Annotated in this window: 16 protein-coding genes and 1 tRNA gene; 10 read left to right on the top strand and 7 right to left on the bottom strand. The window is 68.4% G+C overall.

What is annotated here, in order from left to right; genetic code table 11:
* Nucleotides 1-134: 134 nt before the first annotated feature.
* Both VQ042_RS02790 and VQ042_RS02795 read left to right on the top strand, forming a co-directional pair.
* Complete coding sequence (locus VQ042_RS02790; protein ID WP_331815268.1) at nucleotides 135-1,085, top strand: TAXI family TRAP transporter solute-binding subunit; 951 nt, start codon at nucleotides 135-137, stop codon at nucleotides 1,083-1,085.
* Between the two features lie 405 nt (nucleotides 1,086-1,490).
* A complete protein-coding gene (locus VQ042_RS02795) occupies nucleotides 1,491-2,321 on the top strand; it encodes a lytic murein transglycosylase (RefSeq protein WP_331815271.1) in 831 nt (276 codons plus the stop codon).
* A gap of 154 nt (nucleotides 2,322-2,475) precedes the next feature.
* On the opposite strand, the gene VQ042_RS02800 is transcribed toward VQ042_RS02795, so the two are convergent.
* Nucleotides 2,476-3,207 (bottom strand): glutathione S-transferase, encoded by a 732-nt coding sequence (locus tag VQ042_RS02800; RefSeq protein WP_331815274.1) that lies wholly within the window; start codon nucleotides 3,205-3,207, stop codon nucleotides 2,476-2,478.
* A gap of 169 nt (nucleotides 3,208-3,376) precedes the next feature.
* On the opposite strand from VQ042_RS02800, the gene VQ042_RS02805 reads away from it, so the two are divergent.
* The 5 genes from VQ042_RS02805 (at nucleotide 3,377) to vapC (ending at nucleotide 7,703) form a co-directional block, all read left to right on the top strand.
* Nucleotides 3,377-3,595 (top strand): hypothetical protein, encoded by a 219-nt coding sequence (locus VQ042_RS02805; RefSeq protein ID WP_331815277.1) that lies wholly within the window; start codon nucleotides 3,377-3,379, stop codon nucleotides 3,593-3,595.
* A gap of 592 nt (nucleotides 3,596-4,187) precedes the next feature.
* On the top strand, nucleotides 4,188-5,450 hold the full coding sequence (locus tag VQ042_RS02810) for a GNAT family N-acetyltransferase/peptidase C39 family protein (RefSeq protein ID WP_331815280.1): 1,263 nt from the start codon (nucleotides 4,188-4,190) through the stop codon (nucleotides 5,448-5,450).
* Between the two features lie 9 nt (nucleotides 5,451-5,459).
* Nucleotides 5,460-6,980, top strand: a complete 1,521-nt coding sequence (locus tag VQ042_RS02815) for a RimK family protein (protein WP_331815282.1) — start codon at nucleotides 5,460-5,462, stop codon at nucleotides 6,978-6,980.
* 121 nt (nucleotides 6,981-7,101) lie between these two features.
* Nucleotides 7,102-7,317 (top strand): type II toxin-antitoxin system VapB family antitoxin, encoded by a 216-nt coding sequence (locus VQ042_RS02820; protein WP_331815284.1) that lies wholly within the window; start codon nucleotides 7,102-7,104, stop codon nucleotides 7,315-7,317.
* Nucleotides 7,314-7,703 (top strand): type II toxin-antitoxin system VapC family toxin, encoded by a 390-nt coding sequence (vapC, locus tag VQ042_RS02825; protein ID WP_331815286.1) that lies wholly within the window; start codon nucleotides 7,314-7,316, stop codon nucleotides 7,701-7,703. The genes VQ042_RS02820 and vapC overlap by 4 nt, the downstream gene beginning before the upstream one ends.
* Before the next feature lie 33 nt (nucleotides 7,704-7,736).
* Here vapC and VQ042_RS02830 read toward each other — a convergent pair whose 3' ends face one another.
* The 4 genes from VQ042_RS02830 to VQ042_RS02845 are packed head-to-tail and all read right to left on the bottom strand — an operon-like array spanning nucleotide 7,737 to nucleotide 10,932.
* Complete coding sequence (locus VQ042_RS02830) at nucleotides 7,737-8,660, bottom strand: SDR family oxidoreductase (protein WP_331815288.1); 924 nt, start codon at nucleotides 8,658-8,660, stop codon at nucleotides 7,737-7,739.
* Nucleotides 8,657-9,055, bottom strand: coding sequence for a hypothetical protein (locus VQ042_RS02835; protein ID WP_331815290.1), 399 nt, complete (start codon nucleotides 9,053-9,055; stop codon nucleotides 8,657-8,659). The genes VQ042_RS02830 and VQ042_RS02835 overlap by 4 nt, the downstream gene beginning before the upstream one ends.
* Nucleotides 9,033-10,181, bottom strand: coding sequence for a tRNA epoxyqueuosine(34) reductase QueG (gene queG, locus VQ042_RS02840; protein ID WP_331815292.1), 1,149 nt, complete (start codon nucleotides 10,179-10,181; stop codon nucleotides 9,033-9,035). Before queG ends, VQ042_RS02835 begins: the two co-directional genes overlap by 23 nt.
* A 58-nt stretch (nucleotides 10,182-10,239) precedes the next feature.
* The gene (locus tag VQ042_RS02845; RefSeq protein ID WP_331815294.1) at nucleotides 10,240-10,932 is read right to left on the bottom strand and encodes a glutathione S-transferase family protein; all 693 of its coding nucleotides are present in this window, start codon (nucleotides 10,930-10,932) and stop codon (nucleotides 10,240-10,242) included.
* A 315-nt stretch (nucleotides 10,933-11,247) separates the two neighbouring features.
* On the opposite strand from VQ042_RS02845, the gene VQ042_RS02850 reads away from it, so the two are divergent.
* On the top strand, nucleotides 11,248-12,135 hold the full coding sequence (locus VQ042_RS02850) for an undecaprenyl-diphosphate phosphatase (RefSeq protein WP_331815297.1): 888 nt from the start codon (nucleotides 11,248-11,250) through the stop codon (nucleotides 12,133-12,135).
* 16 nt (nucleotides 12,136-12,151) lie between these two features.
* On the opposite strand, the gene VQ042_RS02855 is transcribed toward VQ042_RS02850, so the two are convergent.
* Together VQ042_RS02855 and VQ042_RS02860 are read right to left on the bottom strand one after the other, a co-directional pair.
* Nucleotides 12,152-12,940, bottom strand: a complete 789-nt coding sequence (locus VQ042_RS02855) for a sulfite exporter TauE/SafE family protein (RefSeq protein ID WP_331815300.1) — start codon at nucleotides 12,938-12,940, stop codon at nucleotides 12,152-12,154.
* 17 nt (nucleotides 12,941-12,957) lie between these two features.
* Nucleotides 12,958-13,962, bottom strand: coding sequence for a complex I NDUFA9 subunit family protein (locus tag VQ042_RS02860; protein ID WP_331815302.1), 1,005 nt, complete (start codon nucleotides 13,960-13,962; stop codon nucleotides 12,958-12,960).
* Nucleotides 13,963-14,444: 482 nt separating this feature from the next.
* Between VQ042_RS02860 and VQ042_RS02865 the strand changes: the two genes are divergently transcribed.
* Nucleotides 14,445-14,529, top strand: a tRNA-Leu gene (locus tag VQ042_RS02865).
* 375 nt (nucleotides 14,530-14,904) lie between these two features.
* Nucleotides 14,905-15,171 (top strand): YARHG domain-containing protein, encoded by a 267-nt coding sequence (locus VQ042_RS02870; protein ID WP_331815305.1) that lies wholly within the window; start codon nucleotides 14,905-14,907, stop codon nucleotides 15,169-15,171.
* The last annotated feature ends 142 nt before the right edge of the window (nucleotides 15,172-15,313 follow it).

Below are 15,313 nucleotides of genomic sequence, written 5' to 3' on the forward strand. Positions count from 1 at the left end.
CAATCGAACGGGCCACTTCGGCGCGACAGGTGACGGGAGCGTACCGGCGACGGGACCCGACCCTTGAGCTTTCCGGCCCGGCTGGTACTTATGGGCGGAACGGGCCAGTCGGCCTGCCAATGGGAGGACACTTCATGAAGCTCATCCACCGCCTGGCCGCATCGGCCGTGGTCGCGGGCCTGGCCCTTGCGCCGGCCACCGCCTCTGCCCAGCAGTTCATCAACGTCCTGACCGGAGGCACGTCGGGCGTCTACTACCCGCTGGGCGTCGCCCTGGCGAAGGTCTATGCCGACAACATCGAGGGTGTGAAGACGCAGGTCCAGTCGACCAAGGCCTCGGTGGAGAACGTCAATCTCGTCACCCAGGGCCGCGGCGAGATCGCCTTCGCCCTCGGCGACACGGTCAAGGCCGCCGCGGAAGGCGATGCCGACGCCGGCTTCCAGCAGCCGGTGGAGAATCTGCGCGCCATCGCCGCGATCTATCCGAACTACGTGCAGATCGTCGCCTCCAAGGAATCCGGGATCACCGATCTGGCCGGCCTGGAAGGCAAGGCCCTGTCGGTCGGCGCACCGGCCTCCGGCACCGAGCTGAACGCCCGGGCGATCTTCGGCGCCGCGGACATGAGCTATGATGATCTCGGCAAGACCGAATATCTGCCCTTCGCCGAATCCGTCGAGCTGATCAAGAACCGCCAGCTCGACGCGACCCTGCAGTCCGCCGGCCTCGGCGTCGCCTCGATCCGCGACCTGGCTTCCTCGCTGCCGATCAACGTCGTGGCGGTGCCCGCCGAGATCGCCGAGACGCTCGGCGCACCGTTCCGCGCTGCGGAAATCCCGGCCGGCACCTATGACGGCCAGGACGAGGCCGTTCCGACGCTGGCGATCACCAATATCCTGGTGACCTCGTCGGAGGTCGACGAGGAACTCGCCTACCAGATGACCAAGCAGCTCTTCGAGAACCTGCCGGAGCTGGTCGCCGCCCACAATGCGGCCGAGGGCATCGACCCGGAGACCGCCGGCAAGAACCTGCCGGTGCCGCTGCATCCGGGCGCCGAGCGCTACTACAAGGAAGCCGGCCTGCTCTAGTCTGGCGGTACCCGTGCGGGCCTGAGCGCCGAAACATCACACGGCCGTGTCGCCCGAGGGCGGCGCGGCCGTGTGCGTGAGGCGGGAAAGCCACAGGCCGCTGTCACCGGGCTCCTCCGGCATTTCTGCCGCGCCGTGTCGCAGCGCTGCACTACGCAGGCACCGCGCGATCGGCTAGGATGCAGCAAGGATGACAGCGCCGCGCGTCCCAGACGACGCGAACGGACGCTCTGACTGATGACATCTGCGCATCGTGCTGACCGAGAATTGATTCCGATCTTCGGGCCGATGTTGTAGGCACCACAATGGTTTTGGCAGCTTTGGCCCTATGCCCGGCGCCATCCCGCCCCGATCGACGCAACGCGGCCCATGGGGCCGAACGACCTGACACGAGGAAGTAGACCCATGAAGGCACGCCTGACGTCCCTGCGGACGCTCGCCGCATCGCTCGCCCTGACCATCGGCCTCGGTGCCGCTGCGCCCGCCATAGCGGCCCAGTGCGGCAACAATGCCGGCGGCTTCAACCAGTGGAAGCAGCAATTCGCCCAGGAAGCCGTGCGCGCCGGGATCTCCCAGGGCACCGTGCAGTCGGCCCTGATGCCGACCAACTATTCCAACCAGGTCATCAAGCTGGATCGCAACCAGCATTCCATGAACATCTCGCTCGAGGCGTTCATGCAGCGCCGCGCGCCGGCGTCCTTCGTCCAGAAGGGCAAGCGGATCATCCAGCAGAATGCCGGCCTGCTCAACTCCATCGAGAAGAGCTACGGCGTCCCCAAGGAAGTCCTCGTCGCGATCTGGGGCATGGAAACCGGCTTCGGTGCCAATTCGGGCTCCATGAGCATCTTCAGCTCGCTGGCGACCCTGGCCTATGACTGCCGCCGCTCGGCCTTCTTCACCGAAGAGCTGCTGGCGGCACTGGCGATCGTCGATCGCGGCGACATGAAGCCGAGCCAGATGCGCGGCGCATGGGCCGGCGAGATCGGCCAGACCCAGTTTCTCGCCAAGAACTATCTGCGCTTCGCGGTCGATGGTGACGGCGACGGCCGCCGCGACCTGATCAACTCCAAGGCCGACGTGCTCGCCTCCACGGCGAACTTCCTGCGCCAGCACGGCTGGCGCCCGGGCGCCGGCTACCGGGAGGGCGAGCCGAACTTCGCCATCCTGCGCGACTGGAACCGGGCCGGCGTCTACCAGAAGGCGCTCGCGCTCTTCGCCTCCAAGCTGGCCAGCTGACCCGCCGGGCGGGCGCCCGGCCATCGCAGATCGTCACGCCCCGGCCCACGCCGGGGCGTTTTCGTTCGCGGCGCCAGCCCGACAACCGGGGTAGCACTCGGACGGCACGAGGCGGGGGCGATAGATTTCCGCGTCCTGCCGGCTGCACGGCGCTCTATTCCGCGTCGAGTTCGGGGTAGTTGCGGAAGATGCCGTCCTCGTTGAACGCCATGCGGCGCTCGCTGGCCAGATAGGCCGCGACGGCCGGCTGCACGGCGACCCGCCCGACCAGCGCGGCGATGCCGGGATAATCCGCTTCGAGTGTCGCCATGCGCCGCGGGAAGGCGTAGCGCAGCCCGCTCATCGTCTGGAACAGGCCGAGATCGGCATAGGTCATCGTGCCGCCGACGAGATAGGCCGAGCCGGACGCATTGCCGGCGAGGAGCCGTTCGTACCAGCCGAGGAATTTTGGGATGCGCTCCTCGCGAAAGCCTTGCGCCCGCACGAGTGCCGCCTCCGTCTGGTCCTCGTAATAGAGCCCGACGCCGAGCGGGTGGTGCACGTCGTGCGCTTCGGCCACGAAATCGGCCGTGGTCAGGGCGATGGCGCGCGCGAACAGCCGGTCGGCCTCGCCGGCCGGCGCCAGTCTGTGCCGCTCCCCGACATAGGCGCAGATCTCCGCCGCCTGCGAGACGACGATATCGCCGTCGACGAGAAAGGGCGGCGCGAAGGGCAGCCGGCGACTGCCAGAGCCCGCCATGAAGGCCTGCATGGCGCGGATACCGCCGCCTTCCGATTCCGGCAGCCGGGCGACGTCGCGATAGACTACCCCGGCGGCCTCCAGAACGAGGCGGGGGTATTCCCCGCGGCCCGGAATCATCGGCCAGTAATAGAGATCATATGCCATGTCGCTCCTCGCCGGCGGTCGCCCCGCCCTTCCGTCGCCTGTCGGTACGTGATTATAGAGGGTGGCGGCCCTGCCTGCAGCCCCGCGGCCACCGCGGAATCTGATGCGCTCGCCGCGCCGCCCCGCATGGCGTACCATCGCGGTCGTTCGACATTTGGGAGGAAACTGCATGAAATGCCCGATCTGCGAGGGGCCCGCCACTCTGATCGAGCCGGAGAAGCCGGACCAGAAGGCCGTCCATTGCGACCGCTGCGGCGAATATCGGGTGTCGGCCGAGGCTGCGGACACGCTGCCGAAGCTCACGCCCCACCGGCGGCTGCAGGCACTGCGTTACGCCGAGACACTCGCGCCGCCCGGACGCCGGCCCTTCGTTGCCGGGCTTGGCTGAGCGGAGACGCGACGCCACCCGGCCCCGGTGGCCGGGCGGTGCCGAGCACGTTCCGGTGAACGAGCGCAGTACGCCCGTTTCGGGGCGGAGGGAGCGGTCTGTCGATCTTGACGCGGACAGTGGAGGGCGTAGGGTATTATCTGCGTCCGATGACGCTACGGGAGGTGTCGATGGAACCACCTATGCAAGTCGCCGCACGGACTGCCGGGGCTGTTGTACGGGCCTCCGCATAGCGGCGTTCTCACTGACAGGTCCTGGGAGCGGCTGACGGGCCGTTGCACTCGTCGAAGGCCCGACCCATAGCCGCTCCCCGGTCACTTACACCTGCGTTCGCGCGGTCTTTTGGCCGTGGCAAAGGCGGGGTCGTGCCGCCAGGCCGGAGCGGCGTACTGGACCGCCGCGCGGGACAGATTGCAGCTGTTCAACGCCAAATGCCGGTCGGGCCGGGCAAGTCTTCCGCACCCGACACGGAGCGCGCCACGCCTCTCTGCGACGCCTCTCCGCGACCATCGATTCCCGTCGCATTCGCCCGCGCGCAGGCCTATAGAGGAACCGGCGGCGACATCGTGTCGTCTGTCCCGAATTCTCGCCGATGACCACCCCGATGCTGCACCAGCCGTTGCCCGTCTCCCGCCGGAAGGACGTGCGCTCCCGAACTTCCAGCCGCGATTCCGTCACCGAACCGCAGACCGGCTTTGCCATCCGCGTCGCGCGGCCGTCCGATCTCGAGCCGCTCGTCGCGATCGAGAATGCGGTCTTTGATGCCGACCGCATCTCCCGGCGGTCTTTCCGCAACCTCATCGGCTCGCCAAGCGCCCTCGTCCTCGTCGTGGAAGCGCCGGCTGGTCCCGCCGAAGCCGGTCTGCCCGGTGCCGGGCGTTCTTCCGACAAGGCGCCGCTGTGCGGTCCGATCGTCGCCTATGCCGCGCTGCTGGTGCGGCGCGGCACGGGCCTTGCGCGGCTCTACTCCATCGCCGTCGTCTCCGAAGCGGCCGGGCGCGGCATCGGCCGGGCGCTGCTGCGGGCCGCCGAGGCGGCGGCCTTCGCTCGCGACCGCATCGCCCTGCGGCTGGAGGTGCGGGCCGACAATGCCGCGGCCATCGCGCTCTACCGCGCCGAGGGCTTCCGGCCCATCGGCACCTATCTCGACTATTACGCCGATCACGAGACGGCGCTGCGCTTCGAGAAGACCCTGCGCGGCGAGCACGCGATCGATACCGGCGTGCCCTATTACGAGCAGACCACCGATTTCACCTGCGGCGCCTGCTGCCTGATGATGGCCATGGGCCGGGACATTCCGGGCTTCGTCCTGGAGCCGGTGACCGAGATCCGGCTGTGGCGCGAGGCGACGACCATCTTCATGATGTCGGGGCCGGGCGGCTGCGAGCCCTATGGCCTGGCGGTCGCCGCCCACGAGGCCGGCCTGCACGCCGAGATCCATGTGTCCGAGCCGGGCGATCTCTTCCTGGAAGGCGTCCGCAATCCCGAAAAGCAGGTGGTGATGGGCCTGGCCCAGGAGGATTTCCGCCGCCGGGCCGAGCGGTACGAGATTGCGGTCACCATTCGCCGCTTCACCCTGGACGAGCTGCGCGCCGCCATCGCCGGCGGCAAGACCGCGGTCGTGCTGATCTCCGGCTACCACATGTTCGGCAAGAAGGTGCCGCACTGGGTGCTGGCCCATGGCGACGACGGCCGTCACATCGTCATTCACGACCCCTGGGTCGCCGACGAGCGCGGCGAGACCGTCGCCGATGCGGCCAATCTTCCGATCCCCTATGAGACCTTCGACCGGATCGCGCGTTTCGGCAAGGTCGGCCTCCGGGCCGCGGTGTTTCTGTCCCGGCGCGAGGCATAGCCGTCAACAATGTCCCAGTGGGTGGTTCTCGTCGGGCGCCTGTCCGATCTCGACAACGGCGCGACGCCGCACAAGGTGATGACGGTGCGCGACTATCTCGCGCGGCCGGGCCTGTTCCGCGGCCAGCGGCCGAAGGTCATCAATCTCTCGCGCTCCTATGCCTATCAGAGCCGCGCCTATTACGCCTCGCTGCTCGCCGAGGCGCGGGGGCATCGCATCATTCCGTCGGTCGAGACGATGATCGACCTGTCGGAAAAGCAGCTCTACGACAACGCCCTGCCGGAGCTGGATTCCGCCCTCGCCAAGGCGCTGGAAAAGGGTGACCCGCTGGCTTCGCCGATCCGGATCTATTTCGGCTATGCCGAGGATCCGCGGCTGGAGCGTTTCGCCAAGCTGATCTTCGACTGGTTCCGCGCCCCGGCGCTGGAGGTCCATCTGGAGGGCGCCGAGCCCAGCGAGCGGCCGGCGGGCGCCGCCACGCCCGTGCGCCGGACCGCCGAGGCGGGCCAGCGCGACCGCAAGCCGAAGATCCGCCGCATCGGCTTTGCCGCGCCCGCCAAGCTGGACAAGGCCGAGACCGGCCGCCTGCTGGCCGCCATGGAGCGCTATACCTCCCGCGAATGGCGCGCCGCCAAGGCCAAGACGCCGGCCAAATACGCCTTCGCCACGCTGTACGATCCCAACGAGGCGCTGCCGCCGTCCTCCGTGGACACGCTCAAGCACTGGGCCCGCACCGCTGCGCGGCTCGGCGTCGAGGTCGAGCCGATCACCCGCCGGGACCTGCCGCGCCTGGCCAATTTCGACGCGCTGTTCATCCGCGAGACCACCTCGATCTCCAACCATACCTACCGCTTCGCCAGGCGCGCGATGCAGGAGGGCATGCCCGTCATCGACGATCCGATCTCGATGATCCGCTGCACCAACAAGGTCTATTGCAACGAGCTGATGGCGGCGAACGGGGTGGCCACGCCGCCCTCGGTGATGATCGGCGGCAAGGAGGATTTCCAGAAGGCGGCCGACGAGCTCGGCTTTCCCATGGTGCTGAAGATCCCCGACGGTTCCTTCTCGCGCGGCGTCAAGAAGATCGACGACATGGCCGGGCTGGTGGCCCTGGCCACGGCGTGGCTGGAGGATTCCGACCTCTTGATCGCCCAGAAGTTCATGCCGACGAAATTCGACTGGCGCATCGGCGTCCTGGGCGGCGAACCGCTCTTTGCCGTCCAGTATCTGATGGCCGGCAGCCACTGGCAGATCATCAATCACGAGACCGGCGGACGGCCCATGGAGGGCGGCTTCAAGCCCTTCTCCCTCGGCGAGGCGCCGCCCCACGTCCTCGATGCGGGCCTGCGCGGCGCGCGCTGCATCGGCGACGGCCTCTATGGCGTGGATCTGAAGGAGACCGACGACGGCGTCTTCCTCATCGAGGTCAACGACAACCCCAACCTGGAGCACGGGGTCGAGGATTTCGCCGAGAAGGACGAGGTCTGGACCCGGCTGACCCGCTGGTTCATCGACCGCATCGAACGGTAGGGGCTCGGGGGCTGCGGGGCCGGCCTGCCTCTCTGCGCCGGAGCGCCAGGGGATGGCGCTGCTTGAAGCGGGTCCCGGCGATGGGTAGACCGCAGGGGCCGACGCAACATCGGAGCGGACGATGCGCACCAATATCGAGATCGACGACCGGCTGATGACCGAGGCCATGGCCGCCGCCGGCCTGTCGACCAAGAAGGCGACGGTCGAGGAGGCCCTGCGCCGGCTGATCGCCCAGGAGCGCCGGCGCCGCGCCGTCGCCGACATGCACGGGCTGGGATGGCCGGGCCCGGACGGGCCTGCTTCCGGCGCCGGCCCGGACCCCGCAGCGGACCGATGATCCTCGTCGATGCTTCGGTCTGGATCGCCATTCTCAGGGGCGAGGACACCCGCGCGGTCGCGCTGCTGCGTCAGGCGACGGACCTGTCGGAGATCCGGATCGCCGATCTCACGCTGTTCCGGGTCCTGGCCGGCGCCCGCGACGATCGCGACGCCGACCGCATCGCCCGATATCTGCGCCAGTTCCCGATCGTGCCGGTGACGGGGGAGCGGCCGGCCGAGCGGGCGGCGGGGCTCGTCCGCATCCTGCGCAGCCACGGCATCGCCCTGGAGAGGCCTGACGCGGCGCTGATCGCGGCCCATTCCATCGCGCGGGGACACGCGGTGTTGCACGACGATCCCGACATGGCGGCGCTGGCCGCCCACTGCGGCTTGCGCACTGCCTGAGGCGGAAGCCTGTGACGGTCAGCGGCGCTGCGATCAGCTGCCGATCATCGCCGCATCGGCCCGCACGCTCTCCAGTCCCTCGCGATAAGTCGGATGGCGGAACCGGTAGCCCGCCGCCTTGATCCGGGCGTTGGAGACCCGCTTGTTCTCGCCGTAGAAGCTGCGTGCCATCGGCGAGAGCTCGGCCGCGTCGAAGGCGATTTCCGGCGGTGGTTCGACACCCGCCATCGCGGCGGCATGGGCGACGACCTCCTGGGGCGGGGCGGGTTCGTCGTCGGTGACGTTGTAGATGCCGCCGAGGCGCTTGTCCGACATCAGTCCCAGCGCGCCCGCGATATCGTCCACATGGATGCGGTTGAACACCTGGCCGGGCTTGACCAGCCGCTTGGCCGTGCCCCGGGCGAGATTGACGAAGCCGTTGCGGCCGGGTCCGTAGATGCCGGACAGGCGCAGGATGGCGAGTGGCACCCGCCGCGTCGCCGCGGCCGCCTGCCAGGCATTCTCGGCCGCGACCCTTGCCTGGGAGCGCTCCGAGACCGGTCGCGTCTCGCTCTCCTCGTCGACCCAGCCGCCATCATGGTCGCCATAGACCCCGACCGTGGAGAGATAGCCGATCCATTCCAGATTGGGGCAGCCATGGGCGATCTCGTCGCCATGCCAGCGCAGCACGGGATCGCCCGGCCGCGCATTGGCGCCGCCGACGCTGGCGCCTTTCGGGGCCGCATGGCCCGGCGGGACCGACACGAGCAGATGCGTCGCCCGGTAGAGGGCCGGCGAGATGCCGTCGGTCGGATGCTCGCCGTCGAAGACGAAGGGCTTGAGATGATGCGCCGCCAGCCTGCTGGCCTTCTCCGCCGTGCGCACGGTGACCCCGGTGACGTCGTGAGGGTCGAGCGTGTCGACGAAGTGTCCGGCCGAATAGCCATGGCCGAAGACGAAGAAGCGGGGGACGCTCAATGCCGGAACCGTCCGAAGTGCCGGTCCGGGCGCACCAGTTCACCGAGTTCGAGCCGGCCGATCCGCAGACGCCCGATCTCGGCCTCTCCCACCCGGGCGCGTCCGACGGAAAGCCGCCCGATGGCGAAGGCCCCGACCGCCAGCGCACCGATGGCAACCGCGCCGAGTGCCAGCGAACCGACGGCACCGGCGCCCATGGCCCCGGCCCCGACCTCCCCGGCGCCGAGAGCGCGGCGGCGCCGCATCGCCGTCGGCAGGGTGTTGTCGGCCCAGCGCAATGAGCGACGGGCCTTTTCCAGCGCCGCCTCGCCGGTATCGCCGGCGGCTGCCGCGACGGTCTCCGCCGCATCCCCGACCGCCGCGACGGTCGCCTTAGCCTTCCTGCCCCAGCGCATGCCACTCACTCCTGACCAGAGGATCCTCTTCCCTATCAAGCGCATCCGGTCGCCGGCGCAAGGCGTCGTCGGGCGAAAGCCGCGCCAGTGCCCACACCGCCATCGCCCGGACCAGCGGCGCCGGGTCGCCGGCGAGGCGTTCGACCGGCGGCAACAAGGCAGCCAGGCCTGAATTGCCGGCGGCAATGAGGCAGTTCGAGACAAATTTCGCCCGGCCGATGCGCTTGATCGGCGAGCCGGAAAACAGCGAGCGGAACGCCGCGTCGTCGAGGTCGAGGAGCTGCTCCAGCGTGGGCGCCCGCAGATCGTCCCGGGCGATGAGCTTGGCCTCGCTGGCTTTGCCGGCAAACTTGTTCCACGGGCAGACGGCGAGGCAGTCGTCGCAGCCATAGATGCGGTTGCCCATGGCCGCCCGGAATTCCCGCGGCACCGGAATCTTCGTCTCGATGGTGAAGTAGGAGATGCAGCGCCGCGCATCGAGCTTGTAGGGCTCGGGAAAGGCGTCGGTCGGGCAGATGTCCTGGCAGGCGCGGCAGGATCCGCAGAGATCGCGTCCCGGCGCATCCGGCGCCAGCTCCAGCGTGGTGAAGATCGAGCCGAGGAACAGCCAGGAGCCATGGGTGCGGGAGACGAGATTGGTGTGCTTGCCCTGCCAGCCGAGCCCGGCCATCTCGCCCAGCGGCTTTTCCATCACCGGCGCGGTGTCGACGAAGACCTTGGCGTCATGGGCGCCGAGCCCCGACTGGCGTGCCCGGGCGACCATCCGGCCCGCCAGTTCCTTCAGCCGGCCCTTGATGACGTCGTGATAGTCGCGGTGGCGGGCATAGACCGAGATCGCGCCGCGATCGGGGCGCTCGAGGATCGCCAGCGGATCCTCCCCGGGACCGTAATTCATGCCGAGAACGACGATCGAATGCACGTCGGGCCACAGCGCCTTCGCCGACCGGCGTCGCTCGGCGGTTTCCGGCATCCAGCCCATCGTGCCATGGCGCCCATGGGCGAGGAATTCGTCGAGCCGCGGACCGGCCGCGACGTCACCGGTACCCGGCGCGATGCCGACCGCGGAAAAGCCGAGCCGGCCGGCGTCCTCGCGGATGAAGTCGGTCAGGGTCGCGTGTGCGGTCATCGTCCCGATATAGGCTGTTCGGCGCCCTGGCGCACGGCCCGCCGGGCATGGGGCAATGTCAGAAGTCGAGCTGGACGTAGTGATGGACCGGCGGCAGGCCGCGCACGCGCTCGTTCAGCAGTGGCCGGAAGGACGGGCGCGACTTGATCCGCATGTACCAGTCTTTTGCCGACGGCTCATTCTCCCAGGGAATCTCGCCGAGATAGTCGAGGATCGAAAGTTCGGCCGCCGCCGCCAGATCGGCATAGGAAAGCCGCGGGCCGGCCAGCCAGTCGCGGCTTTCGGCGAGCCAGCCGAGATAGCGCAGATGGTGCTTCAGATTGGCCCGCGCCGCGCGGATCGCCGAAGCGTCCGGGGGGCCGCCGCCGGCTTCGGCGCTCATCTCCAGCTTGAATACCCGCTCGCGGACGAGATAGCGCGTGACCTCGCTGTCGAGCTTGCCGAGGAACCATTCGGTCAGCCGCCGCACCTCGGCCCGTTCCAGCGGCTTTTCCGGCAACAGCCGCTTGTCGCGCTGGAAGACGCCGCGGGTCTCGTCGAGATATTCGCTCGCCACCGTCGCGCCGACGATCGCCGGGCCGTCATCCTCCAGCATGACCGGAAGGGTCGCGGCCGGGTTGAGCGCCAGGAAGTCGCGCCGCTTCTCCCACGGTCGCTCCTCCAGGTATTCGGCCCGCTCGCCATATTCCCCGAGGACGAGCCGCACGAAACGCGAGGCGGCGGACATCGGATGATGGTGTAGCTTCAGCATGCGGTTGGATCTGGTGCTCTCTGGACGGATCACCCGCGCACGGGATGCCCCAATTGGAAGGTTCAATGGCGCCCCTCGGGACGTCGCCGCGCCATTGTCGCAGCCACTCGTCAATGGACTCTCAACGGGTCTGCCTTTGCTTTGGGCGAGATAGCCGGATTTGCCTGTCCGGCAAGCACGCGGGACCCCCTTGCGCGGCGATCGACGCTGCCGACACACTGCACCCCGATTCCGGCATGCGCATGGCGAAGGTCGTTTCCCTATGCCAAAGGATCGGGTAGAGGGCGCGAGAAGACGCAGGGCAGGGGGATCGTCATGGATATCGGAGCCGTCGGCGACGCCGTCATTCTGGGCATCACGGAAGGGCTGACCGAGTTTCTGCCGGTCTCCTCCACGGGCCACATCCTGCTGCTGGGCCATTTCCTCGGCTTCCAGTCCACGGCCCGCAGTTTCGAGGTCCTCATCCAGCTCGGTGCGATCCTGGCGATCCTGATCGTCTATTTCGGCCGGCTCTGGCGGATCTTCGTCACCCTGCCAACGAGTGCCCGCAGCCGCCGCTTCACTGCCGGCATCCTGCTCGCCTTCCTGCCGGCGGCCTTCGTCGGGGTGCTGGCCCACGACTTCATCAAGACCATCCTGTTCGAGACGCCGATGGTCATCTGCGTGGCGCTCATCGTCGGCGGCATCCTGCTCCTGGTCATCGACCGCATGCCGCGGGTGGTGCGCTACGACGACGTCATGGACTATCCGCTGTCGCTCTGCCTGAAGATCGGCATCTTCCAGTGCCTCGCCATGATCCCGGGCACCTCGCGATCCGGCGCGACGATCGCCGGTTCGTTGCTGATGGGCACCGACAAGCGTTCGGCGGCCGAATTCTCGTTCTTTCTGGCCATGCCGACCATGCTCGGCGCCTTTACCTACGACCTCGCCAAGAACCGCGACCTCCTGTCCCCGGACGATATAGAGCTGATCGTCATCGGCTTTGTCATGGCCTTTATCTCTGCCCTCTTCGTCGTGCGCCACCTGCTCGACTTCGTCTCCCGCCACGGCTTCGCCGTCTTCGCGTGGTGGCGCATCGGGGTCGGCCTTCTCGGCATGGTTCTGCTCCTGGTGCTGCCCGAGCAGCCCGACACGCAGGCCCCCGAGCCCCAGGCCGCGGCCCTGTCGCAGCCGGCCGCGGTCGACGCCTCGGCCGACCGCTAGACGGTTACAACGGCTGTCACAGGAGCCCGGTCACGCCGCGCCGCAGGAGGTCGAGCGAGATGACGACCAGGATCGTCGTGAGCACGAAGCGGAACAGCCGCTCGTCGATGCGCCGCAACAGTGCCGTGCCGGCGAGGGTGCCGGCAAATCCCGTGACGACCATCGCCGCGATCAGGGGCGCATAGGCGGTCAGCCCGATTCCCAGGGCGAAGAAGGCGACGCTCTTGAACAGGTGCTGGAGGAAGGTCGTCGCCGCCAGCGTCGCGACGAGTTCCGACCGGTCGTCGAAGGCCTTGGCGAAGAAGGCTGCGTTGATCGGCGCCGTCGCCCCGACAAACATCGACAGGAAGGTCGTGAACAGGCCGGCGAGCGCGAAGCCGGGCGGCCCGATCCGGCCGATCGCCGGCAGCTTCGCCAAAGCGAGAACCAGGATGAACGCCCCGAGCGTGGTCTGCAGCAGGGCTTCCGGCAGGGTCACGACGAAGCGCGCGCCAATCAGCGCGCCCAGCGCCGCCCCGACGAGGAACGGCACCAGGGCCCGGACCGCCACCGCCCGTCGCTGCACCAGCACGCGGCCGAGATTGGAGGCGAGCTGCACCAGCCCGTGCACGGGAATCAGCACGGCGACCGGCAGCACCGTGCTCATGATGGCGAGGAGCGACAGGCCGCCGCCGATGCCGAAGGCGGCCGTGGCGGCCGAGGTGAAGAAGCTCGCCACGACGAGCATGAGGGCCGTGCCGGCCGCAAGACCCGGCGGAAGCAGCGCCACGGCCATGCCGGTCAGCCGGTCACGGCCGCAGGGCATCGCGGCGCTGCAACGGCTCAGACCGCTTCGTCGTCCGGCATCCGGACGCCGCCGGCCTGGGGCTGCGGCTGGGTGAACTGGCCGTGCGGGCGAAATCGGACCAGATAGGTCGGCAGGATCGCGTCGATGGTGCGCGGCCGGATGCCGAAGGCCTCCAGCGTGCGGCCTTCGCGGATTGCCGCCTCGGACACGACATTGTCGGTCTGGAGCTGCGTGACCTGATCCGGGGTCAGCGGCGCGCCGGGCAGGAAGCGCATCACCCGGGCCATCGAACTCGCGGCGCCGAAGGGGATCGAGACGAAATGGCGCTTGCGCTCGATGATGCGCAGCATCTCCTCCATCAGCTGGCGGAAGGTCAGCACCTCCGGTCCGCCGAGCTCGTAGATCCGGCCGCCGGCGACCTTGCCGTCCACCGTGTCGGCGATCGCCTCGGCGACGTCGCCCACATAGACCGGCTGGAACTTCGTCTTGCCGCCGCCGATCAGCGGCAGGAACGGCGAGAACCGCGCCATGTCGGCGAAGCGGTTGAAGAACTGGTCCTCGGCGCCGAAGATGATGGACGGGCGCACGATGGTGGCGCCGGGAATGGTCTCCAGCACAGCCTTCTCGCCGAGCGCCTTGGTGCGCGCATACTCCGACCCGGACTGCTCGTCGACGCCGATGGCCGAAATCTGCGTCATCCCGGCGCCGATCCTGGCGGTCGCCTCGGCCACCGTGCGGGCGCCGAAGGACTGCAGCGCATCAAAGCTCTGCTGGCCGCTCTGGGCGAGGATCCCGACGAGATTGACCACATGGTCGGCGCCCTCGACCGCCCGCCCGACGGACCAAGGATAGCGCAGATTGGCCTGGATCGGCATGATCTGGCCCATATTGCCGTTCGGCTGCAGGTGATAGGCGAGATCCGGCCGCCTGCAGGCGACGCGGATGCGATGGCCGCGGCGGGCCAGCGCCTGCGTCAGATAGCGGCCGACGAAGCCCGACCCGCCGAACACCACCACCGTCTTGTTCGTGTCGACACTCATCGTAGTTCAAGCTCCTGCCTTGCCGCCGCCGTCGCCCGGTGTTCCGCCGGGCAGGGCCGGATGATTCGCGCCAACCGGCGCGGGGCCCTGTCCGCCGCGTCATAGCCGGTCTGTGGCCGCAGGTGAAGGCGCCGGGCTGCTGTCGCCCGTCGCATTTCCCGGCGGTTGCTGCCATTGCATGCCCGCGCGGCTTCACGTCTTCGCCGGAGATGGCGCAGGCGGTATTCCGCAAGCCCCGCGTCGAAGGACCACGCCGGTCCCCGGCAGGCAGCCCGAGACGGCCGCGTATCGCCGACTGGAATGCGACCTCGATACCTCCCCGACGAGCCCGGCATCAGCCGCCGATTCCGGGCAGTCCGGAGGGTCCCAAGCCACGCGAACCCCTGATCTGCCGCGCCGCGAAAGAGAAATCGCGGACCGCCGCCAAACTTCGCGAAACTGCGTTGACAGCGACCCGGCCGCCCTCTAATGCTCCGCGCCGTGCCCAGGTGGCGGAATTGGTAGACGCGCACGGTTCAGGTCCGTGTGCCGCGAGGCGTGGAGGTTCGAGTCCTCTCCTGGGCACCATTCCCCTGTTCGAGATGATCCGAAGTGATCCGAACAGTAGCCAAAACCCCCGAAATTGTTGAAGTATTGATCCGGCCTCGTCCGGGCTGTGGGTGCCCGGAAGGTGCGTTGGCAGCTTGTTGGTATGCGCTCGCTAAAGCGGCGGCATCCGATACCGGCAAACGCATGCCCGGATAGCCCTGTCCCATACGCAAATCGTGGCTTTCAGGCCCTCGGATCGTCCCTTCGACGGATGGTCGCGGCGGCAGTCGGATTCCCTTTGGTCATGTCGCGGTCTTGATTCGCATCAAGCCACATTCCGCTGCGTCTGCTAGGATGGGTCGTCAACAACCCGGCCGTAAGGTGACCAGCATGACCCTGCAGATCGGAAAATTCTTGCGCGCGACTCTCATCGTGGTTACCGGCATCTCATGTGTCGGCGTGTCGCCGGCTGTGGCGCAAAACTATCGCGGCATGAGCTGTTACGAACTCTGGTATGCCCGAAACGTCATCTACGCCGACAAGGGGTATTGCTTCGAGACCCGTCGTGCCCGAGAGGAATTCGGCCGCAACTGCTTTCCGCCCTACGGCGAGTTGACGGCCTCCGAGCAGCGGCGGGTCGCCGAGATCCAGCGATGGGAGCGCCGGAAGGGCTGTCGCTAGGCGGCCGGTTGCCGGCGACAGATTGACGCGAAGGTCGTTCGACGAGCCGGCGCCGCAGGCCTAAGTCTTCTTGTCGCAGCGCGAGGCTCAACCGGTCATGGGCCTGGCGCAGCTTGGTGTCCCTCGTTCCGCCAGGCAGCTT

Source organism: Aurantimonas sp. A2-1-M11, assembly GCF_036549475.1.
Taxonomy (GTDB): Bacteria; Pseudomonadota; Alphaproteobacteria; order Rhizobiales; family Rhizobiaceae; genus Aurantimonas.

Bases quoted from the DNA above. Each gene is read 5' to 3' on its own strand.
- VQ042_RS02845 (WP_331815294.1), bottom strand. From the start codon at position 10,932: ATGCTGAAGCTACACCATCATCCGATGTCCGCCGCCTCGCGTTTCGTG.
- VQ042_RS02805 (WP_331815277.1), top strand. From the start codon at position 3,377: ATGAAATGCCCGATCTGCGAGGGGCCCGCCACTCTGATCGAGCCGGAG.
- VQ042_RS02815 (WP_331815282.1), top strand. From the start codon at position 5,460: ATGTCCCAGTGGGTGGTTCTCGTCGGGCGCCTGTCCGATCTCGACAAC.
- VQ042_RS02855 (WP_331815300.1), bottom strand. From the start codon at position 12,940: ATGCCCTGCGGCCGTGACCGGCTGACCGGCATGGCCGTGGCGCTGCTT.
- VQ042_RS02810 (WP_331815280.1), top strand. From the start codon at position 4,188: ATGACCACCCCGATGCTGCACCAGCCGTTGCCCGTCTCCCGCCGGAAG.
- VQ042_RS02860 (WP_331815302.1), bottom strand. From the start codon at position 13,962: ATGAGTGTCGACACGAACAAGACGGTGGTGGTGTTCGGCGGGTCGGGC.
- VQ042_RS02790 (WP_331815268.1), top strand. From the start codon at position 135: ATGAAGCTCATCCACCGCCTGGCCGCATCGGCCGTGGTCGCGGGCCTG.
- VQ042_RS02850 (WP_331815297.1), top strand. From the start codon at position 11,248: ATGGATATCGGAGCCGTCGGCGACGCCGTCATTCTGGGCATCACGGAA.
- VQ042_RS02835 (WP_331815290.1), bottom strand. From the start codon at position 9,055: ATGCGCTGGGGCAGGAAGGCTAAGGCGACCGTCGCGGCGGTCGGGGAT.
- queG (WP_331815292.1), bottom strand. From the start codon at position 10,181: ATGACCGCACACGCGACCCTGACCGACTTCATCCGCGAGGACGCCGGC.
- VQ042_RS02800 (WP_331815274.1), bottom strand. From the start codon at position 3,207: ATGGCATATGATCTCTATTACTGGCCGATGATTCCGGGCCGCGGGGAA.
- vapC (WP_331815286.1), top strand. From the start codon at position 7,314: ATGATCCTCGTCGATGCTTCGGTCTGGATCGCCATTCTCAGGGGCGAG.
- VQ042_RS02820 (WP_331815284.1), top strand. From the start codon at position 7,102: ATGCGCACCAATATCGAGATCGACGACCGGCTGATGACCGAGGCCATG.
- VQ042_RS02795 (WP_331815271.1), top strand. From the start codon at position 1,491: ATGAAGGCACGCCTGACGTCCCTGCGGACGCTCGCCGCATCGCTCGCC.